The organism is Levilactobacillus wangkuiensis (assembly GCF_016861605.1).
Lineage (GTDB): Bacteria > Bacillota > Bacilli > Lactobacillales > Lactobacillaceae > Levilactobacillus > Levilactobacillus wangkuiensis.
The window spans coordinates 1-21633 of the sequence record NZ_BOLM01000003.1 but is presented as its reverse complement, the minus strand read 5'-3'; the positions used below and the strand labels follow the sequence as shown (position 1 = coordinate 21633).

Here is a 21633-nt window from a genome sequence, read left to right as displayed (position 1 = left end):
GGATTCAAGGTGCCCTGCTGTGGGGCCGGTTCCAGCCTGAGGGGTGGTCTTTCACCTCGACTTTGAGCCAAAGTGCGGTCTCAAAGGTCGACCCATGCTCTAAGCTGAGTGAAAACCCTCAGCTAAGACCATCGACACAGCTGGGCACCTTGATCTGCCTCTGGTCACTGATATTGGCTAATGAGTTTCCTTTAAACAAACTGTAAATGGGCGTTCCCACTAACATCAGATGGTTAGTGGGGGCGCTCTTAGTTTAGTGGCGGTTAACGCGATTACAGTCGAAGAAAATGTACGATATAAGAAAGGCGTTACCCATTCTGCTAATTTGCAGAGTAGGTAACGTCTTTTAATTCGGGTGAAATTCAGATTTGAGTTTCGAGTAAACGACCGCGTCGCTGTAACCATCTCGGGTGGGAATGTGTTGACGCAGAATCCCGTCTTGGTGGTAGTGGTTACGCTCGGCAACGTGACGGCTGGGCCAATTGTCTGTCGCCGCTAGGAGTTCTAGCTTGTGGCATTTTAGGCGGGTGAACCCAATGTTTTCGGCCATGGCGAGGCTGCGCGAGACGATGCCCTGACCACGGAAGTCGCGGCCCAGCCAGTAGCCAATATCGGCGTGACCGTCCTTGAATTCGTGGAGGTCAATCATACCAGCGGGCTGCTGGTCGACCCCAATAACTGCGAGCCACAGCTGTTTATCGGCCATTTGGCCCTGACAATAACGCAGAAAAATGCGCTCATCCGCTGTCGAAGTGGTTGTGGCGGCCCAAGGTAACCAGCGAGAAAGATTGGTGCGGTCCTGGTCAATCAAAGCATATAACGCTGCGGCGTCCGCAATTTTGGGGTCCTTTAGCTGAATATTTGGCGTACACATTTAACCACCTCGTTAACTTTTTTCTTTAGGTATACGCGTGTCGGGGACAAATGTCAAAGCGCAAAAAAATCCCCGTTCATTGACAACAACTGCCAGCGAACGGGGATGTCAGCGAGGTTACTTGACCAGGCCGACGGTATTAAGAATCAGGTAAATGTTTAAGATAATGAGGATGACCGCGATGATCCAACCGAGAATTCGGCTCCAGGTCCGGTTGGCGAATTCACCCATCAGCTTCTTGCTGCTAGTGAACATCACCAGGGGAATCATGGCAAATGGTAACGCGATACTCAGGAAGACTTGCGACAACGTCAGGAGATTTTCAATCTTCGCTTCATTACCATGGTAGATAATAGCGAAGATGATGACTGGCGTTACGGAAAGTAACCGGGTGATCAACCGTTGAGCCCAAAGTGGCATCTTTAAGTTGATGAACCCTTCCATGATGATCTGGCCGGCCAGCGTCCCGGTAATGGTTGAGCTTTGTCCGGAAGATAACAGGGCTAAAGCGAACAGCATACTCAGGATTGGACTGGCGATGGCCCCAACGATTTGACTGTCGGACAGGGCATTGAACAAGTCAACGAACCGACCGAGGTCACTATTGGTGCCAAAGAAGAGGGCAGCTCCCAAAATCAATAGCAAACTGTTGACCACGAAGGCCAGCGTCAATTGGATGTTGGAATCAATCGTGGTGAACTTGATGGCTTGGGCCACACTCTTGCGGTCCTTACGATCAAAGCTCCGGGTTTGTGAAATTGAGGAACCCAGGTACAAGTCATGGGGCATAACCGTTGCACCAACAATCCCTAAGGAGAGGTACAACATCCCATGGTTCGTAATGATGCTGCTAGAAGGCAGGTAACCCTCTAACACTTGGTTCATATGGGGTTGGGCTAGGATAACTTCGTATAAGAAGACGAAGAGAATCACGGCAACCAAGGTCGCCACAATGGCTTCGATCTTGCGGAACCCTAACTTCATCAGGACCAACAGGACCAGAACGTCCATGGCGGTGATGATGATCCCGACAATCAGCGGGAAGCCGAATAACAGCTTCAACGCAATCGCGGACCCAATAATTTCGGCGATATCAGTCGCCATAATGGCTAATTCAGTGACGATCCACAGGAAGAAGCCGGTTCGCTTACCGGTATGTTCCCGGGTCAGCTGAGCCAAATCTTTTCCGGTGACGATTCCCAGTCGCGCCGACATGGCTTGTAACAGCATGGCAACTAAACTAGAAAGTAAAACCACGGTAAGTAACGTGTACTTGTACTGGGCACCACCGGCGATCGACGTGATCCAGTTCCCGGGGTCCATATACCCCACGGCAATTAAGGCCCCAGGGCCGGTGTAGGCCATCAGGGTTCGCCAGAAGCCCGCATTTTGCGGGACTTCAACGGTCCCATTAACTTCATCCAGGCTCTTTTGGTTGCCCCCGGTTGACTGAATCATATGGTGCTTCTTCTCGTCGGTTTCATGATTATTCATAAAATCCCTCTTTTCTATTGGCTTAGAAATTCAGGTAGTCGATTGACTTCTGCCTTTCCTGGTGAACGCGAGTCAGCGTCAGCGTGGCGTAAATGGTGCGAATAATGGCAAAATTAACGAAGCTAACTCTTGTGACGCGCTTCAATTCCATTCGTAAGTATAGGCCATTTAGCCGTAATGTCAACCGTGTTGGGATTAATTTTTGGTGGGCCAAAAAAGTTTTTATATGTTTGTAACTATAATTTTTATATTAACTACTGGTGGGGGACCTTGGGCGAAATGTAACGTGGTGACGGTTTCATGGTTGCTCCGCCGTACCGTGTGAAAAAACCGATAAGTCGGGGGTCTACTGGCTGGTCAATGAGAACCAGAGGCTGCGACTAATTACAGGATTAGAATGGTCTAAAATTTAAATCGGAAAAATATTTTTTGATTAGGTAGTTGTGTCCCACCATTAATGAGAACACAGGCGCATGAAAGGGCAACTGAAACGGTTCGTTACGTTAGATTTAAAACAAAGTATAGATAACCTAGTTTCCAAAACCAGATGATTGCGTTATAATCTTAGTTATTATCGAAGAGCGAAACTAGGAGAAACGAGGTAACCGTCATGCAACCAGAAAAAATTGCCATTTTAGTCGATTCCTGTTCGGATGTGCCGGCTGAAGTGTTAGCCGCCGCTGACATGGCATTGATGCCAATGAACGTGGTCTTCCGTGACCGGGTCTACGAAGACCGATTAACCATTACCCCAACTGAATTTTATCGACGCCAAGCGACCGAGAAGGCGACCACGGCGAGTCCCACTGGTAAACGGATCTTGGACGCGTTGGAGCGAATTCAAGCGTCCGGCTATACCCACGTAATTGCCATCTGTATTTCTGCTGCCCTTTCTGGGACCTTTCAGGAGACCCAGCTGTTGGCGGAAGATTCGCCGTTGACAGTTCACGTGATCAACACCCGTAGCGTCGGTATCGGCAGTGGTTTTTCGGCCATCTATGCGGCTCAGTTACGGGACCAGGGGTTGGCGTTTGCCGACATCGTTAAGGAAGTTGAACGCGTGACGTCGCGGACGAAGGTCTTCTTTTATGTCCCTAGTCTGAAATACCTGCAAGCTGGGGGTCGTATCGGCAAGGTGGCCGGCATGGCCGGAACCCTGTTAAACGTGAAGCCGATTATTTCTTGTGATCCCGAGGGCATTTACTACCCGATTGCCAAGGTCCGGGGCGCTAAACGCACGATTGGCAAGTTGCTGGACTTGGTCGATGACGCTATTGGTGACGCCACCAAGGTCAACGTCGCCGTGTGTGATGGGGCCGACCCAGACCTGCGGCAACAGGTGTTGGATCAGTTGAAGGCGGCTCACCCGAACGTGACCGACTGGTATGCCGGGGATGTGTCACCGGCTTTGGGCGTGCATACGGGGCCGGGCCTCATCGGCGTCGGCGTCCAGGTCTTGGACTAACGGGCTTGAACGGTTTCTGCGCCTCCGGGTTGGTGAAAACTGAGCCGTGACGCTGTGGGCGCAAGCTGGAAGCCAAAAAGCGGTCTTCCAGCTTACTTTGAGCCGAAGACCACGTCTCAAAGATAGCAGTTGTCTAAGCGGTAACCCGCTAAGACAACTCCCACGGCTGAGCTCATTTTCACCGCCCCTGCGGCTGACACTGGTTTAACCCGCGTGTAGTCCAGGGTGGATTCTAACTAATGGCGGTTGTAGTCAAACAGTGGCAAGAAGATATCGACACAACTGGTCACCTTGATCCGCCTCTGGTCACTGACACTGTCCATGCCGGGCTCATTTCACCGCCCCTGCGGCTGACACTGGTTTAATCCGCGTGTAGTCCAGGTGGATTTTAACTGTGGTGGGGTGGGGCTGAGCTAGTTCCCGTGTTAATTGAGCTAATATTGTGTCGTATCTGTAGTTATGTTTAATCGAATTAACAGGTAGCCGTAATATTTAAACTAGACACGCTATCAAACAATTTTTAACAACTGACGTTTGTCCAGAAATTAGCGATAAATTCGGTCAGAAACTTAGTCACTCTTACAATCTAGACGCGCAAAGTTTTTTCCACTAAAAAAGCCACGATTCGCGTCGTGGCTTGAGGGGGGATACGAGCAGGGTTAGATACTTTGGGGGAGTGCTAAGTGCTGCTCGTAAAAGAGTATTAAGAATTTGGTACGACTCCGTTAGCAACAGTCTTTGTTACTAACTTGATTGTAGTGTAACCCCTAATCTAATTAGGTGCAATTGATTGGTTTCATAAATTTACTAATAATGGCGTTGGCTGTCAATCGTTGGTAAACTTAATGGCTGTTTCCACCTGATAAGCGCTGTGACTATAAATAAAATTATTACGGCTACATCCCGGGGTGACGGCGATGTGGCCGTATTTTTGGCGGGCATCGCGGTTAACATCGCGGGTAGTACTGACAACTTGAGTTTTAGACGTATAATAGGAAACAAGCGCTGGATTGACCGATTGGCGACGACACATTTGCTTGGTTGGACGAAGCCATTTGGTAAACGGGGACTTGGTCATCAACTGGGAGGCACCAGCATAGACCAATTATTGAGACAGTTATCAGTAGATTAAGAAAAAATGGGAAAATAAAGACTTGTCACCCGTTAATCGTTTATAATAGTTTTACTAATGAAAACAATAGTTAATAAGGGCTTTAATGGGTGCAATGGCGAAACGCACCGTGGCTTAATTAGAAAGCCGCAGCAATTTTATGGGAGATTGGCCATCTAGGCCAAAGCGTGGCGCCGATTCAAAGTAAATTCACTTATCATTTGAATAAGGTGAATAATAGCGACCTGTCGGCAACAACGGAGGGAGACGTAGGATGAGTTTAATAGCGTTGATTTGGGAGGTCATTTGGCACCCGCTGACCGTGTTAGTGCCACTGACGAACCAGTTAGGAACAGGCATCTATCCGGTGCTATTCTTTTTAATTTTTTTGGAATCTGGCATGTTGATTTTTTCCTTTATTCCGGGGCAATCGCTATTATTCATGGTGGGGTCGATTGCGGCCAACCCGCATTCCCAGCTAAACATTTGGCTACTGGTTTTAATGTTCACGATGGCAGCCACGGCCGGGTCGGCTGTCAAATACGTCACGACTTTAAAGTGGGGTGACCTCCAGGAAAAACTGATCGATCGGTTACCGGAGGAAAAGGTCAAACAGGCCACGGCAGTCTTCACCCGTAACGAGGATCAAACGTTATTGATTGGGCGGTTTATCCCCTTCGTGGGGCTGTTTGTGCCGATCATTGCGGGCACCACGGATATGAAATGGCGTCAGTTCCGCTTCTACAATTTGGCGGGGAGCTTCATCTGGGTCTTCAGCTGTTCGGCGGTCGGCTACTTCTTCGGCAACACGCCGTTCATCCGCCAGAACTTCACGTGGCTGTTCATCGGTCTTCTGGCGATTCCGTTCTTAGTGCGCCAGGGCTGGCAGCATTACCGCGAAGCACGGACGGTGAAGACTAATCGTTAGAAAACAAATACTAATAGGATGTAAACGAGGCTCCTCACGTAAAAATGCGTGAGGAGCCTCGTTTAGGTAGGAATAGTTGAGATTAGAAACAATGTCCAAATGGAGTGGGTTAAGCCAGTATAAGCCGCAGGGCTGGTGAAAATGAGCAGGCTAGGTAGATGCTAGTGACCAGAGGCGGGTCAAGGCGACCAGCTGTGTCGATGGTCTTAGCTGAGGTTTCTCACTCAGCTTAGAGCATGGGACGACCTTTGAGACCGTCCTTTGGCTCAAAGTCGAGGTGGAAGCCCGCTCCTCAGGCTGGAACCGACCCCACAGCAGGGCACCTTGAATCCGCCGCCGGGAACGGCCAACTACCACGTCACGGCTCAATTTTCACCGGCCCGGAGGCGCAAGACAAAGCACAACCCGCAGAGAGATTTGGGCATAGAAAAGGCCCTGAGCAACATGCGGATTACTCAGGACCTCTATTTAGGAATCTGTTAATAAATCACTTGTTTTGGGGGGAGTGCATCTATAGACAGTGATTCCTATCATCTATCACAGTGCTTAAGGTCAGAACGTATCACGAACCAACTACGGGTATAATACCGAGTCTTGTAGTTATTCGCAAGCGAATTGTAACTGTTCCAAAAAAATGGCTAGAAAGTGTGAGGGTTAGGCTAATAGCTGGCAGCGGGACTAAAATTTAGAAATGAAACTAAGCCGGTTCCCATAAGGATTGGGTTGTTACCGGTTGCGGACAATGAATCAGCAATCGTCAAAATCAAAGAAGATTACTAGCGGAGTAGACAGGTTACGGTATCGACGTTAGACCTTAGATTAGATAAACCGCCCAAACCGCGGACTACCGGCAATTGTGGGCCTATTCGTTATTTTGACGCTGTTCTTTTTATGATTTTTACTTATTGAATAATAAACTAATGGCGAATTATTTCTGTGCAAAACGCACATGCTTTCACCATTTTAATGAAAGTGTGAGGAAAATGCCTGATTTACCGGGTTTTCCGAGACGAAGTCATTTATCTTTCGCTAACTTTCAAGTAGACTAGCTTTAGAATCGTTTTTCATGTAGGAGGGTAAACATGAAAGTCATCATTGTTGGTAGTACACACGCTGGAACTAATGCAGCGCTACAAATTTTGCGTGATCATCCGGACACAGATGTGACCATTTACGAACGGCATACGAACGTCTCTTTCCTTTCATGTGGGATCTCATTGTTTCTTGATGGGCAAGTCAAGCATCTTGAGGACATGTTCTATTCTTCACCTGAACAACTTGCGGAAGCCGGGGCAAAAGTTTTAACTCGACACAACGTGATTAAGATCGACGCAGCAACTAAGTCGGTCGAAGTCGTTGATATGGAGTCTGGGGATGTGACCACAGACACTTACGACAAGCTGATCATGGCGACGGGGTCAACCGTGACGGTACCGCCTATTTTTGGTATCGATGAAGATAAGGTCATGCTTTGCAAGAATTATGAACAAGCAGTTGCGATTAACAAGGCTGCTAAGGGTGTTAAACGGATTGCGATTGTCGGTGCCGGTTATATCGGAACCGAATTAGCTGAAAGTTATGCGCGGACTGGCCACGAAGTTCAGTTACTGCAATCACGTGACATCATCTTAAACCACTACGTTAACAAGGGCTTGTCTGACCATATCGTCAGCATCCTTGAAGACAAAGGGGTTAACGTGTTGTTGAATCGGCGGGTAACTTCATTTACGGGGAACGATGACGGCGAATTAGTTATCGAAACCACGAACGGAGACTTCACCGCTGACTTAGCCGTTGTCTGCACGGGCTTTGTGCCAAACACAGAACTGTTGCGGGGCCAGGTCGACATGGATCGGCACGGTGCCATCATCATCAACGACTACGTGCAATCATCTGATCCTGACATCTTTGCTTGTGGGGACGCCAGTGTGGTTAACTTTAACCCAACTGGTAAGCCAGCTTACACGCCACTGGCAACGAACGCTGTTCGGCAAGGGATGTTAGCCGGAATCAACATCTTCGGTAACATTCAGAAGTACATGGGTACGCAAGCTACGTCCGCGATGCAAATCTTTGGGCGGACATTGGCGTCAACCGGGTTGACCATCGACCACGCGTTGAACGCGGGCTTTGATGCCGACATGGTCACGTTTGAAGGCACTTGGCGGCCAGCCTACATGCCATCAACCGATGACCTGACCATCAACTTGGTTTATAACCGGCAAAACCGGCGGATCTTGGGGGCGCAGTTGTTCAGTCAACATGAAGTGGCCCAATCCGCTAACGCCATTTCGATTGCGATTCAAAACCGCAACACGATTGACGATTTGGCCTTCGTGGACATGCTGTTCAATCCGAACTTCGACGACCCATTCAACTACTTGAATTTGGTTGCACAACAGGCCGTGGAAAAGGAAACCAAGCGCGGGAACAACCATCCTCGTTTGACGGCCGGTATGGACGAAGATCCAGAACTGACGAAAGATTAACGAATTGGTAAATGAGACGTGGTGCCTACGGGTGTCACGCCTTTTTTGGCTACGCTGAAAACAAAAAGCTGGCGTCATCATACCCCTTGGGGTATACTGATGACACTGATTAAGAAACTGAGGAGGATGAATGAACATGCAAGCAATTACAAGTAAGGATTTTGAACACATTGGTGATGACACCGCGGTCACGGTCGTGGACTTTTGGGCTGACTGGTGTGGGCCATGTAAAATGCAGACACCTGTTCTGGAAAGTTTAGACGAAGCCTATGGTGACCAAGTGAAGTTTGCGTCCCTCGACGTCGACCAGAACCAAGACCTGGCCCAATCTCTAGGCATCATGAGCATTCCGTCATTGGTGATCTTTAAGAACGGGATGCCAACGGAAAAGGTTGTGGGCTTTCACCCGAAGGCCGCGCTCAAGAAGTACATCGACGAAAAATTAACTGAGGTGAGTGCTTAATGGTTCAAACAACGTCCAGTCAATTAAAGAATCGGCTTCGGCGAGCGGACGGCCAGCTACAGGGCATCCTGAAGATGGTCGATGACGGTCGGGAATGTCAGGACATCCTGACGCAACTCGCCGCCGTTCGTTCCGGCGTGGAGCGCATGATTGGGGTCGTCGTTGCTGAAAACGTCAAGCAGTGCATCGCGGATGACCAGCTCAGCGAAGACCAGCAACATGAATTACAAACAGCGCTTGATTTGGTTGTTAAGACGCACTAAGGTCGTTGTTATCGCCTCCGGGCTGGTGAAAATGGGCCGTGGCGCTGTGGGCGCACGTCTGGAGCCGAAAGGCGGTCTCCAGACTTACTTTGAGCCGCTGAGAAACGCGTCTCAAAGATAGCAGTTCCCTAAGCGGGTCCCCCCGCTAAGGGAACTCCCACGGCTGAGCCCATTTTCACCAGCCCTGCGGCTAACGTGGGTTTAATCCAGGACAATGTCTTCGTTATTTGACATTGATTGTGGCTGAATTGACAATTGATTTGTGATTTGAGTTGCGAATGAATCTGGCTGATTGATCTACTGCTTCAAATTTTCTCGGCCAACTCGTACTCAATCTAAACTAGTTTCACCAGAAGTCGCCTTGATGGCGGCTTTTTTGGTACAATGGAAAGATACTTTTGGAGGAGGCCAGCAAATGGCTAACGTGTTTGCAATTATTGTTTTTGCCTTTCTTGGGGGCAGTGGGCGCTACCTGGTGGGGCAGGCTTTACCCGCGACGTCCGGATTTCCCTGGGCGACGATCTTGATTAACTTGATCGGTAGTGGGCTATTGGCTTGGCTGTCTCATGCCAAACGCCTGACGGCTCAGTGGCCGGAAGCCGTGACCGTGGGTTTAGGTGTCGGTGGCGTCGGGGCGTTTACGACCTTCTCGACGTTTAGCGTCGACGCCGTGCGGTTGATGAGTGAACAACGGTGGCTAGCGGCCATCAGTTACGTGCTGATCACCGTCATTGGTGGGATGATTTGCAGTGCCCTGGGTGTGTGGATTGCCCGGCGCTGGTGGACGTTCCACTTGGAGGAAGAGTGATGGCCGCAGTGGCTGGCCTGGGCGCGACCGTGGGGGCTTTGGGCCGCTACGGAATGACGCGATTGGTGCAGTCCTATCATGGCAATCGGTGGCCACTCGCCACGCTGTTGATCAACTGGTTGGGGTGCCTATTGTTAGGTTTTTTAACCGGTTGGCAAGCAACTAATTTAACCGCTGTTTTACTTGGAACCGGGGTCCTAGGTGGCTTCACGACCTATTCAACCTTCAGTCACGAGGTCATCATGCTGGCGGACCAACGCCGGTATGGTGCCATGACGCTGTATCTCTTACTCAGTGTCGGCGGTGGCCTGATATTGGCGGCCGGTGGTGGTTGGCTCGGCTGGATCTTTCACTAGGCCGCGATAAATCAGTGGTATTCCGGGGGAAACTTCCCTATCATGGGGAATATTGAGTGAAACGAGAGGAGTGGCAATCTTGGCAGAACGCTTATCGATTGCGGAACAAAATCAAGCATTACGCGAGCAACTTTCGCCAGAAAATCAGGCTTACTGGGATGACTTGGTGACGGCCTTGCGGCAACAGCCCAAGTTCGCTAACGAGGATACCCTCCAGCGAAAATTACGGGAAGTCTTGCCCAATTTATTAGTGGCCCAGTCAAAAGAACAATCCGCCCGAGACTTTTTCGGGGCGGACCCGCAGACCATCGCTAACCAAGTAGGGGCGGCTTCGACGGCTAAACCCGCGTGGCTGACCTGGGACTTATTGGTGCCTGTCTTAATCTTCATCTTAGGGGTTGTTTTACCCGCAGCGATTTTACCAGCCGTGCCGCTACAAGGCCTGTTGATTACGGTACAGTTTGGCATCTTCGTGATTGCCATGATTCTAGGTATCTGGTTGGCCGGGCGGGTGACGTCACAAATGCAGCTAGTCGGTTGGCTGGTCATCGTTGTCGCGTTGTTTCTCGCGACGTGGCTGGCCGCACGAGTCGTCCCGGCGCGAGGGCTGATTTACCTGACCCGGGTTGGCGGTAGTGTGTTCCTATTAGTCTTTGCCCTGGCCGTCACTGGTCTGACCTGGTGGCATCACCGGCGTCACGCGGATTCTTGGTTTCCCGCCATTCTGGGGAGCCTGTGGATTACGACGCTGCTGGGCTTACTGGCGCGGTTCCCGTTGACCTCCGGGTTGATGGTAACCTCCGCGGGGAACCTGTTGATTGCATTGGGAACGGTGCTGGCGGATGCTAGCATCCTAATCATCGGCTGGCACATCTGGCAACTCCGCCAAACTAAATCAGAGTAACTGGTTAAAAATAGCCGCCTCCGGCTTCCAGGGATTCCGCCTGCTGTGGGGAACGCCTCCAGCCAAAGGGCGGTCTTCCAGCTCGCTTTGAAGCCTGGCAAAACCAGCCTGTCTCCAAAGTCGTCCCATGGCGTAAGTTACCCAAGAACGGTAACTAACGCCATCGACACAGCTGACTCCATCCCTGGCTTCCTGCGGCTGCGGTTGATTTTTAACCGAGTTCTGGTTTAAGTCGGAGTAGCTGGGTGTGCTTCCATAGTAAGCTTAATTTTAAGCGGATAATTAATGGTTCAGCTAACACCATCGACACAGCGGGGAACCTTGACCCGCTTCTGGTCGCTCTTGATCGTCTCTGATTTAGTTGGCCGGATGGACCGGTTGTTTACCATTGGATATAGTTCTTTAACAATTAAATGTAAACAAAGTAAATGCAGACCGACAATTTCATAGAAATTGCCAGTCTGCATTTTTTATCAGTTATTTTCGCTTCAAGACGATGAGAACTTTAGCTTGTCCTCAAGGACCTTTAAAAGCCAATTGGGTCCAACGCATCCGTTTGAAATGTGCTGGTGGTGGCTAAGCCTAGTGCTTGGCGGAGACCTGTTGAGACCTTCGTGATCTCACTTTGTGGGGCGATTTGGTAGTCGATGCCGTTGATGGTGGCCGGTTGGCCCTGCAGCGTTTGGGATTCGATGTGGCGGCTGGTGTGGCCATCCTTGGTGCGGAGCCACATTAGGTCGTCGAAGGTCAGATTCGTTTGCAGGTTACTGTTGAGCGACTTCAAAACCGTTTGGTAGCGCAGAACCGAACTCAGGCTGGCTTCCTTTAGCACCAATGCCTTGATGATTTGGCGCTGGCGGGCTTGGCGGCCGTAATCGCCCAGTGGGTCCTGGTCACGCATCCGGGAGTAGGCCAGGGCGCTGGCGCCGTTTAGGTGAATCTTGACGCCCTTGGTGACGTTGGCTTGTTGATAGTGGAAGGTCAGTAGCGGATTAATTGTGACGCCGCCGACCGCGTTGATCATTTTCTCCAGGCCGCCCATGTTCAGGAGTACATAGTAGTGGATGGGGATGTTGACCAGGTGCTCCACGGTCTGAATCGTGGTTTTAGCCCCATAGAGTGGATAAGCGGCGTTGATTTTTTCCTCGTCATTTTGACTGCCGTAAATATTGACCAGTGTGTCCCGGGGGATGCTGGTCAGCTTGGCCGTCTGCTTCTGCGGATTAATTGTGGCAACTATCATGGTGTCGGTCCGACCGACCTGGGTCCGTCCCAGCGCGCCGGTATCGGTGCCTAGCAGAAGAATGGCAAAGGGCTTGCCGCTGGTAATGGTGGTATCGCTGGGCTTGCCCACGGCGTGATAGGTCTTTGAAAAGGTCTGTTGAGCGGTATGCCATGCGTGCCACCCGTAAAGTCCGCCGCCCACTAGGAAGAGGGCGAGCAGGGTCAAAAGGATGTGGCGTCCCCGGTGCCGCCGACTGGTAAAATGCCGTCCCCGTGGCGGCAATGGTACGTTTTGCATGATGATTCCTCCCCCTTATACGCTGACAAGTATAGTCATTTACGTGGCAAATGGCGGCGACCTTTACCTAATTAGGTAGTCTTTTAACCAAATCTTATCTGGCGGGTTAAGTCGTTGTATACGTCTCCGGGCGGGTGAAAATGGGAGCGGCAACAGCCAGCCGTTCCCGGCGGCGGATTCAAGGTGCCCTGCTGTGGGGCCGGTTCCAGCCTGAGGGGCGGTCTTCCACCTCGACTTTGAGCCTGAGAATCGGTCTCAAAGGTCGCCCCATGGCCTAAGCTGAGTGAGGAACCTCAGCTAACGCCATCGACACAGCTGGGAACCTTGATCCGCCTCTGGTCACTGACGTTTGCGTACCCATTTTCACCCGTCCTGCGGCTCACGTTGACTTAGCCGGCAGGAAAAATTGGTTGGTGGCTGCCAGATTGTGCGGGCATTACAGAACTAGATGACTATCGCTTAATTTTCAAGTAGGGCAATTATGTCCTAGTGAATCCTATCTGAATGTAGCCAAGTTGCTGGCAGATCAGCGTTTACAAAAATGGTTATAATTCCCTAAAAGAAATTAGTGGCCGGTAGCGGTTACTTTGGTGTACAGTAAAGGAAGTATCGTTAACAAGTTTCGTGTGGGCTAATCCAGTGTTAGCCGCAGGTATGGTGAAAATGGGCTTAGCCGTGGGAGTTTCCTTAGCAGCTTGGCTGCTTAGGAAACTGATATTTTTGAGACTCGATTTGTGAGGCTCAAAATAAGCTCGGAGACCGCTCTGTGGCTCCGGGCGTTCGCCCACAGCGTTCCGGTCCATTTTCACCATGCCGGAGGCGAGTAGAAACACTTTTGATAACCCACACCAAACTGGTTATTAACATATATAATGAAAAGGGAGTTGGCAAATAATGGCAAAAGTTGAAAGTTTTACTTTGGATCACACAGCTGTTAAAGCACCTTACGTTCGGTTGATTACTCGGGAAACAGGGACCAAGGGCGACGTCATTTCTAACTTTGATTTACGATTAGTTCAACCTAACGAAAACGCTATTCCAACGGCTGGGTTACATACGATTGAACATTTACTGGCAGGTTACCTGCGTGATGAAATGTCTGGCGTCATTGATTGCTCACCATTTGGTTGCCGGACCGGGTTCCATTTGATCACCTGGGGCGAACAATCCACTGAAGAAGTTGCCAAAGCTTTGAAGGCTTCTCTGCACCGGATTGCCTTTGATACGGAATGGAAAGACGTTCAAGGCACTGACAAATACAGCTGTGGGAACTACCGCGACCACAGTCTGTTCTCCGCTAAGGAATGGAGCAAGGATATCCTGGACAAGGGTATTTCTAAGGACCCATTCAAGCGTGAGGTTATCTAGATTAGGTTAAACGCAAACCCCAAAGGAATCTGGCAGGCTGCCGGGTTCCTTTTATTTTGCCTTAGCCAGTTAGTAATGTTGAATGCATCACATTAGCAGAATCTTTGTTTGCCAGGAATGCTTGCGATATAATTAATATAATAAATGCTTTTGGGATTGGTTAAACTGTCGTTGTCAGTGTCTCCGGGCTGGTGAAAATGACAGCTAAACAGATTACGGGATATTGATTGTTTGGCAGTTGTCCGCGATATTTTCAGTTAATGTCGTGGTATTTTGCATGAACTGATTTGGTAGGCAATTATTCGTTGTAAAAGGTTTGGATTCAAACAGTGTGCAGGTTTGTAAAACGAAAAAATGTTGAGGGGATTTGATCATGAAAAAGCTACATTGGGGTTTAATGGTATTGGTGGCCGTCAGCTTGGGGCTGGGCGGCAGTACGACCGCGCAGGCTTACGGGACGTATCACCAGAAGTCATCCGCTTTAAGCGTGGGGCGGATGCGGCACGTGAATAATTCTCGCGTGCACTACGTTAAAGCACCCAAAAATTATCAGCACGCCAAGAATACGCATGGTATCAACACCATCAAACGTAGCCGGGGGACGGCAATCACCTTTAAAACAAAATATCTGTTACCGCTGCCTGGCTATCACAATCAGGCCTGGGGGAATCCTCAGGGCTTGACCACCAATGGCCGTTATCTCTACGTTTTATACTGTCCCACGGCTTGGCACAATCGTGGGCGCATCGTGCGTTATGATATGAAAAAGCTGAATAAACTGGGTCTGACGCCGCAGCAATTACAGACGGCCTACACCAGTAACGCCAAGGCCCAACTTGCCAGTCATGCGGCTGTTAAGGTTGGGAAGCCCTTTGAAACCGGGCACGGTCAGTCGTTGGCGTATAACTGGAAGAATCATCATCTTTATATGTGGTGTGACAAGGAGAAGTCGGCGGCCACGCCCGTCAATCAGTACGGGTACATCAAGCAGATCAAGGCCAACACCTTGACGCCGCGGTATCAAATTCGGTTCCGCCTGAAGCACAAGCGGTTTGCGGTGCCGGGCGGGCACGTGTTAACGTTTGATAAACAGGGCCGGGCCTACTTCTGGAGTCGACCAACGACGCACCAGGCCTACATTTATCAGGGGAGCATCTCGAAGCACCACGTGAAATTCCGACTGACGCGGCAGATTTTAAAACACGGTCCGGGCACCCACGTGCAGAGTATGGGGTACAACCCGCACACCAACCGGGTTTACCTGGTGGCCGACGATTCCATCGCCAGTGTGCCCGTCAGCAAGCTCTCCGGCAAGGGCCATCTGACCAAGAACAACGTGCGCTGGACCAAGTTCTCATCCAAACGGGAATTTGAAGGCCTGACGTTTACCAAGGGTGGGCACGCCTACCTGTTGACCAATCACAATCCGGAAATCCTGCGGGGCAACCGGGTCAGTTGGTAAGTTTAGCAAGTTGAGAAAATCCTTATCTCCGCTAGTTGGCGGCCAGTGCAGTATACTGGCTGAAAACATTGAGGGGTGAGGGATTATGCGAAGAATTCATTTACTCGGGGCGTTAATCCTCAGTTTGGGATTGATGGGGATGGCGGTTCCCGCACAGGCGGACACGTTGGTGAAGCAGTCGGTCGCGGCTTTGGCCACACCGAAAAATTTGACGTCGTTGGATGATGCCCAGGTTCATTTCGTCACGGTACCCACGGCCTATGCCAATGCCACCAATCCGCATGGGGTGAACACGATTGCTAGTGATCAGGGCAGTGCGGTCACCTTTACTACGAAATACCTGTTGCCAATTCCGGGGTACCAACACCAGGCGTGGGGTGACCCGCAGAGTTCCGCGGTGGTCGGACAGTACCTCTACGTGGTCTACTGTCCCACGGCTTGGCAGAATCGTGGCCGCATCGTGCGGTTTGACATGTCGGCCTTGGCGCAACTGAACGCGACACCACGGCAGATTCAGATGGTCTACACGACCGCGGCTAACCAATCCGCACAGGAAAAGCAGATTCGGGCGGCCATCAAGGTGGGGCCCGCGTTTGCGACCGGTCACGGCCAATCCTTAGCCTACGATTGGGCTACGCAGAAGTTTTACATGTGGTGCGACAAGGAGTCGGCGCCGCGGGTCAACCTCAGTAAGTACGGCGTGCTCCAACAAATCAGTGCCAGCACGTTGACGCCGGTCCACAAGATTCAGTTTCGGCTGAAGTCCAAGACGCTCAACGTTCCTGGTGGGCACGTCTTGGCCTTTGACCAGGCCGGCCACGCCTACTTCTGGACGCGCCCCGACCCCGTGAACGTCTACCTTTATCAGGGAACGATTCAAAATAACCACGTGCATTTTCAATTGACCAAGCAGATTTTGGAACACGGCCCGGGCACCTGCGTGCAAAGCATGGCGTACAACCCGCACAACAACCGGTTATACCTGGTGGCCGACGATTCGATTGCCAGCTTACCAGTATCCAAGCTGGGGCAGTTGACCAGCAATGATGTGACTTGGACGGGCTTCGACTCGACCCGGGAGTTCGAGGGGCTGACCTTTGGCGACAACGGTCAGGCCTATCTGATGAGTAACCACAACCCAGAAATATTAACTAGTAATTCTTTAAATTGGTAATGATTAGCCAAAATGGCGCCGGTCCGATGGGACTGAGCGCCATTTTTAGTGAAAAAATTTCGACTACGCTTTTTGCGGCTCCAGGTGTATCCTTATGGGGTGGTGGTTGAACCAATTATTGGCAAAATCATTGCCATACATAATAAATGGGAGATGTCGGGCATGAAGAAGTTTTTGATCAGCTTGGTGGTCGTTTTGGCCGCAATCGTTGGGGGTAGCGCGGTGACGCCGGGGACGACGGCGCAGGCAGCTAAAACCAAATTTACGCACTTGAAAGCTACCCCTAAAAAGATGCGTGGAACTTGGTACCATAAGGATGCTAAGCGCGGTATGTTTAAGATTGTCATTAAGAAGCATTCGTTCAATTACAAATATGATGATCAGAATTCCTTAATCAAAAAGCTAGATGTGACGAAGGATTATCAAAAAGGAAAACTTGCTTTGTATGGATTTGATAGTAAAACGGCTCCAAGTGGTGGAACAGTTCTTTTTAATTATACAAAGAAGATTAATGGGAAGAAGCGGCATGTCTTAGTTGAGCTTCCTCAAGGTGCTGGTATTAATCCAAACGTCTTCACGAAGACTAAGCCTAAGCGAACTTATACTGTTTCTCAGAAAGTATTGAACAAGCGCCCTGATTCAATTACCCAGTAGGAAGGTCGTTAATGATGAAGAAATTTTTAATTAGTTTTGTTATTGTATTGGCAACGCTGGTTGGTGGCAGTGCGCTTAATGTAGGCACCACCGCACAGGCAGCTACAACAAAGTATCGGACGGTAAAAGCAACGCCCAAAAAGATGCGGGGAACCTGGTACCAATACATGGGCAAGAAGGATGGCATGTACAAATTGGTCATCAAGAAGCATCAGGTCACCTCTAGGTTTGGTAATCAATCTAAATATACATTGCCAAGTCTGACGATTACCAAGTGGTCACAAAAGGGGAAGCGCGCAGTATACAATTTCAACAGTAAAACGCATCCCGCTGATACTGCTAGTTACTTTACCATGACCATGAAGATTCGCGGCAAGAAGCGGACTGTGATTGCCTCGCCCCAACAGGATCCCAGTCTGAAGCCGGTGGTCTTTACGCACTTTAAAACGAAACATCAATATTTTGCGCCACTATCGATTCAAAAGCATTTAGCGTTCTAAGTTATTTCCTAAGAAGAATTCGCCAATAAGTGACGGATTCTTTTTATTTCGCAAAAAGTGCGCGTCTTGTGAAAATAAGTGGACACCCAAGCCCCAGAATAGTTTAGACTGTAAGTAAGCAAAAATTTTAAGAGAAGGGCGGTGGACGACATGGCAAAAGAGGATTGGCAGGCGATTTACCAGGACTTGGCCGAGTTGATTGGTGAGGAAAATACGCTTAAAGTTTTTAAGGATTTTCGGGGAAGTACGGTCAACTTCCCAATGCGGTTGATGCGGCGTGAGGCCTTGCAGGAGCGGATTCACGGCGACTATTCCGCAGGCGCTTCGGTGCATGAATTGAGTGCGCAGTACCAGCTGGCGGAGCGCACCGTGCGCAAGTACCTTCAGCACGAAAATAAAAACGACGGTATTTGACGTGCAACTGTACAATCAACCCAGCAAATAACTGTGTATGCTATGATAGGTGTCGAAGCTATTACTATTTGCCACTAAAATTTGCTAACCTTTGTTTAAGAATCTTTAAACAACTGGGAAGGCTTGAAAAAACTATGGATATTGATACAGATGCGCTGCAAGGCGTTTATAAAAAGCTCAATGAACTGCTGGGAACCGACGAAATGCTCAAATTTTACCAGGAATTTCGCGGGACCCAGTTGAACCTACCAATGAAGCTTTACGACCGAAATGGGACCGTTGCGGCTATCCAAGAAAAGTATCCGCAGATGTCGGAGAAGCAGCTGGCCGACAAGTATGGCTATTCACAGCGGTGGGTCAAGCGGGTCATCAGCGAGAACAAAAACTAGTACATATGGTAGGGACCACGACGGTGCTGAGACTTGGATGACGAGTGTCGGCACTGTTTGGCAAACGGACAAAAAGATAGGGGAGCTACTCATGCAAACGAAAGCGAAGTTACTCGGCCTCGCCCTAGTGGCGGTCGTGATTGTAAGCGGTTGCCGTGCGAAATCCACCACGCAGCAGAAACTGGCCGATCAACCACAACCATCAAAACTGACAACGTTGCTGCAGCCGGTGCGAAAGAGTTCGGCAGAGGATGCGGGGACCCGCACCAATCAGCAGGTGACCTACTCACGGTTCACGTATCATCAGAATCATTGGCGGTGGGCGTTGACGACTAACAAACGCACCGTGATTAAGGGCATCATCACCGGCGTCAAGTCACAGGATGGCCTTAAGAAGTTAACGGTCAAGCTGCCCCAAAAGCAGACGGCCACGGTCACCTTTAGTTGGCTGGACGACGCCAAGCAGGCCTATAATCTGAAGAGTACGTCACCAAGGTTCAATCGTAATTTTATCGTAGGCGATAACGGCAAGGGATGGACGACAGGGGTGCCTGAAGAATTAAAGGGCACCTGGCAAACGGATCTATACGCGGCTAAGCGCTATCATCCGGGTGGTCTCGTTGATCCGGCTGGCGCCTATGAATCGTCGAGTGCTGCGTTTATGCGGACGACTTTCTACGTGAATACTGACAGGTTAGATGGGCGCAATGACACCTATAATCAGCATAAGGAATTGGTTTCTGAGGGCGCCGGTTGGGGTGTTAATCACCAGGCTTCCTATAAGAAATTGGCACATCATAATTATTGGTTGAAGTCGTATGGCATTGGAACTAAAGTGGCCTTAAACGTTTATCGCGTGAAGCTGACAAACGACCGGCTGAAGTTGATCGGGGTGTTTGGGAATATCCCAGCGATGACTCAGCTGACGGCCACGCAGGCCAAGGCCGACCGGACCTATGGCGCTGCGGCTGCTCAAAAGGGGGATACCACGACAGCAAGTTCTAGTGAGCGTCGCGCGAGTTCCACCACGACCAGCACTAGCAGTAGTTCGGACGCGACTAGTGCGGTGGACACGCATAATTTAACGACTGATCAGGTCGACCAGTGGATCTGGTTACACTTGAAGCAGGATTACGCGGGCAAGCACATCACGATTCGGGACATGTTTTTCACGCAAACCACGAATGATGATGGCACGCTGACGATTCGGGTCAAGGAAAATCACAGCACAGAGAACATGAAGAAGCAAGGGGTCACGGAGATGGTGGACCCAACAGTGGGGTGGTACGGCATCAATTCGAAGGGTGAATTGACCGACAACACGACGGGTGACAGTAAAGTTATCGCCACAGAATATGGCAAATAAATCGCGCGGACTCACGTGAAATTTGATGGGCCGGCCTTGGAGGAATGAGTAAGGATGACAGTGAAAAAATGGCTTAGACTCGGCATTGTGGGTGCCTTAGCGTTAGGGCTATTGGGGTCCACGGTAACGGCCCAGGCAACGACGGTCTCACACGAAAAAACGGCCATTAAGAAGGTAATCAAACGGGACATGGCACCGGTTCACGGCCGGTGGTCGGTCCAGGTCACGCGGTTGGGCCAGCGACCACTAAGCGTGACCACGGGCAATCACAAGGTCCAGGCGCAGCGTTCGGCCAGTACCATTAAGGTGTATGTAATGCTGACGATTTTCAAACGGGCCCAGAATCACCATTTGAAATTAACGAAGACGGTGAAGACTAATTTGAAACGGATGATTTATAATTCCGACAACACGGCTACCAACGCCTTGATCCATCGGCTAGGTGGGTTCAAATTGGTCAACAAGACCGCTAAGCAGTATGGCTTTAAGCACACGCATTTAAAGCGGTACATGATGGATACGCGGGCAATCAGTCGCGGGCATGACAATTACACATCAGTGCATGATTTGACCAGGTTCTTAACGTTAGTCTCGCAACATAAGTTGTTAGGGAAAACCCGGGATAAGCAAATGATGAACCTGTTACATCATTGCAAGAATCATAGCAAACTGCCTAAGCTGGTGACGCACGCCGCCGTGTACAACAAGACGGGGGAGTTCCCAGCCAAGGGTGTCCAGAACGATGCGAGTCTGTTTAAGACGTCCCACGGCACCTACACGGTCGTGGTGATGGCACAACAGGGCAATCAATATCAGCAATATCACGCCATGAACCGCTTGGGTCGGGACACGGTCACTTATTTGAATCAACATCGTTAATGACTAGGTCGGGAGTGAAAGCTCTCGGCTTTTTTTGTGATCGTATAAATGCTGTTATACAAGGATTTCCGTGCTTTCATTATTGCAAAATTTGTATGTAAATGTTGTGTAAATGGGCTATACGTCGGGGACTTTATCCGTTAACATTGGGGTAATCATTGGTGAGGGGGAGCAATCATTTTCCTGGGAAAAGCAACCCGGCAGGTCCTTCGGCCGGAACCGGGTTTGTTGCGCGCTCAGGGGATGACCAGCAACTGATGACGTGTGAGAGTCTGATGATGATTGTCAGACAAGCGTGGTGCCAGAACTGATTGACTTAGACCAGCAGCAATGAACCTGGGGAGGGACATTATGGACGCAACGAGTTACGCGTTTTTCCGGAAGAAGTTAAAGCACTACATGAAGCGAGTGACCAATAATCAAGAACCTTTGATGATTACTCGTAAGAACAAGCATAACGTCGTACTGATTTCCGTGGAGGAGTACAGTAATCTGCTGGAAAATCAGTTTATTTTGAGTCACCTAGAAAGCCGGGCCTGGTTACAGGCAACCGCTGAGCAAAAGGAAGCTGCCGCCGTCGTGAGCCAGGAAATGGTGACGGAACCGGCAGAAGTCGAACCGTCATAGGACAGTAGCGCCCTCTTCACCAAGTCATCTGGGAAGAGGGCGCTCTTTTTCTACGGCTTGTCAATAAGAATGTTGTTAAATTAACGATTTACAGTGAAGTGTTTCGGGTATTGGTTAGGTGAC

The 21633-nt window shown here is 50.1% G+C and carries 21 protein-coding genes; 18 read left to right on the top strand and 3 right to left on the bottom strand.

Annotated features, from left to right (window positions below; genetic code table 11):
- Positions 1-346: 346 nt before the first annotated feature.
- Together JUF13_RS02500 and JUF13_RS02495 are read right to left on the bottom strand one after the other, a co-directional pair.
- Complete coding sequence (locus JUF13_RS02500; protein ID WP_203637558.1) at positions 347-874, bottom strand: GNAT family N-acetyltransferase; 528 nt, start codon at positions 872-874, stop codon at positions 347-349.
- A 117-nt stretch (positions 875-991) separates the two neighbouring features.
- Positions 992-2368, bottom strand: a complete 1377-nt coding sequence (locus tag JUF13_RS02495) for an Nramp family divalent metal transporter (RefSeq protein ID WP_203637557.1) — start codon at positions 2366-2368, stop codon at positions 992-994.
- Positions 2369-2978: 610 nt separating this feature from the next.
- On the opposite strand from JUF13_RS02495, the gene JUF13_RS02490 reads away from it, so the two are divergent.
- The 8 genes from JUF13_RS02490 (at position 2979) to JUF13_RS02455 (ending at position 11155) form a co-directional block, all read left to right on the top strand.
- Positions 2979-3833, top strand: coding sequence for a DegV family protein (locus JUF13_RS02490; protein ID WP_203637556.1), 855 nt, complete (start codon positions 2979-2981; stop codon positions 3831-3833).
- Positions 3834-5218: 1385 nt separating this feature from the next.
- Entirely contained in the window at positions 5219-5872 is a 654-nt protein-coding gene (locus JUF13_RS02485; RefSeq protein ID WP_203637555.1) for a VTT domain-containing protein, read from the top strand.
- Positions 5873-6954: 1082 nt separating this feature from the next.
- Positions 6955-8361: an FAD-dependent oxidoreductase gene (locus tag JUF13_RS02480; RefSeq protein WP_203637554.1), complete on the top strand. Its 1407-nt coding sequence runs from the start codon at positions 6955-6957 to the stop codon at positions 8359-8361.
- Positions 8362-8497: 136 nt separating this feature from the next.
- Entirely contained in the window at positions 8498-8824 is a 327-nt protein-coding gene (trxA, locus tag JUF13_RS02475; RefSeq protein WP_125764560.1) for a thioredoxin, read from the top strand.
- Positions 8824-9087: a metal-sensitive transcriptional regulator gene (locus JUF13_RS02470; protein WP_125764562.1), complete on the top strand. Its 264-nt coding sequence runs from the start codon at positions 8824-8826 to the stop codon at positions 9085-9087. The genes trxA and JUF13_RS02470 overlap by 1 nt, the downstream gene beginning before the upstream one ends.
- Before the next feature lie 415 nt (positions 9088-9502).
- On the top strand, positions 9503-9895 hold the full coding sequence (gene crcB / locus JUF13_RS02465; protein WP_203637553.1) for a fluoride efflux transporter CrcB: 393 nt from the start codon (positions 9503-9505) through the stop codon (positions 9893-9895).
- Positions 9895-10251, top strand: a complete 357-nt coding sequence (locus JUF13_RS02460) for a fluoride efflux transporter FluC (protein WP_203637552.1) — start codon at positions 9895-9897, stop codon at positions 10249-10251. The genes crcB and JUF13_RS02460 overlap by 1 nt, the downstream gene beginning before the upstream one ends.
- A 70-nt stretch (positions 10252-10321) precedes the next feature.
- Complete coding sequence (locus JUF13_RS02455; protein WP_225893595.1) at positions 10322-11155, top strand: DUF1129 domain-containing protein; 834 nt, start codon at positions 10322-10324, stop codon at positions 11153-11155.
- Between the two features lie 526 nt (positions 11156-11681).
- On the opposite strand, the gene JUF13_RS02450 is transcribed toward JUF13_RS02455, so the two are convergent.
- Positions 11682-12677, bottom strand: coding sequence for an LCP family glycopolymer transferase (locus JUF13_RS02450; protein WP_203637550.1), 996 nt, complete (start codon positions 12675-12677; stop codon positions 11682-11684).
- Positions 12678-13571: 894 nt separating this feature from the next.
- On the opposite strand from JUF13_RS02450, the gene JUF13_RS02445 reads away from it, so the two are divergent.
- The 10 genes from JUF13_RS02445 (at position 13572) to JUF13_RS02400 (ending at position 21510) form a co-directional block, all read left to right on the top strand.
- On the top strand, positions 13572-14045 hold the full coding sequence (locus JUF13_RS02445) for an S-ribosylhomocysteine lyase (RefSeq protein ID WP_125764574.1): 474 nt from the start codon (positions 13572-13574) through the stop codon (positions 14043-14045).
- Positions 14046-14418: 373 nt separating this feature from the next.
- On the top strand, positions 14419-15507 hold the full coding sequence (locus JUF13_RS02440) for a hypothetical protein (protein ID WP_203637549.1): 1089 nt from the start codon (positions 14419-14421) through the stop codon (positions 15505-15507).
- Positions 15508-15592: 85 nt separating this feature from the next.
- The gene (locus JUF13_RS02435; protein WP_203637548.1) at positions 15593-16681 is read left to right on the top strand and encodes an SdiA-regulated domain-containing protein; all 1089 of its coding nucleotides are present in this window, start codon (positions 15593-15595) and stop codon (positions 16679-16681) included.
- Between the two features lie 162 nt (positions 16682-16843).
- Entirely contained in the window at positions 16844-17335 is a 492-nt protein-coding gene (locus JUF13_RS02430) for a hypothetical protein (protein ID WP_203637547.1), read from the top strand.
- Between the two features lie 11 nt (positions 17336-17346).
- The gene (locus tag JUF13_RS02425; RefSeq protein WP_203637546.1) at positions 17347-17835 is read left to right on the top strand and encodes a hypothetical protein; all 489 of its coding nucleotides are present in this window, start codon (positions 17347-17349) and stop codon (positions 17833-17835) included.
- Positions 17836-17985: 150 nt separating this feature from the next.
- Positions 17986-18249, top strand: a complete 264-nt coding sequence (locus JUF13_RS02420) for a Mor transcription activator family protein (RefSeq protein ID WP_125764584.1) — start codon at positions 17986-17988, stop codon at positions 18247-18249.
- Positions 18250-18383: 134 nt separating this feature from the next.
- Complete coding sequence (locus JUF13_RS02415; RefSeq protein ID WP_203637545.1) at positions 18384-18638, top strand: hypothetical protein; 255 nt, start codon at positions 18384-18386, stop codon at positions 18636-18638.
- Between the two features lie 91 nt (positions 18639-18729).
- On the top strand, positions 18730-20004 hold the full coding sequence (locus JUF13_RS02410) for a hypothetical protein (protein WP_203637544.1): 1275 nt from the start codon (positions 18730-18732) through the stop codon (positions 20002-20004).
- A gap of 54 nt (positions 20005-20058) precedes the next feature.
- A complete protein-coding gene (locus tag JUF13_RS02405; protein WP_203637543.1) occupies positions 20059-20883 on the top strand; it encodes a serine hydrolase in 825 nt (274 codons plus the stop codon).
- Between the two features lie 351 nt (positions 20884-21234).
- Complete coding sequence (locus JUF13_RS02400) at positions 21235-21510, top strand: type II toxin-antitoxin system Phd/YefM family antitoxin (protein ID WP_164511328.1); 276 nt, start codon at positions 21235-21237, stop codon at positions 21508-21510.
- The last annotated feature ends 123 nt before the right edge of the window (positions 21511-21633 follow it).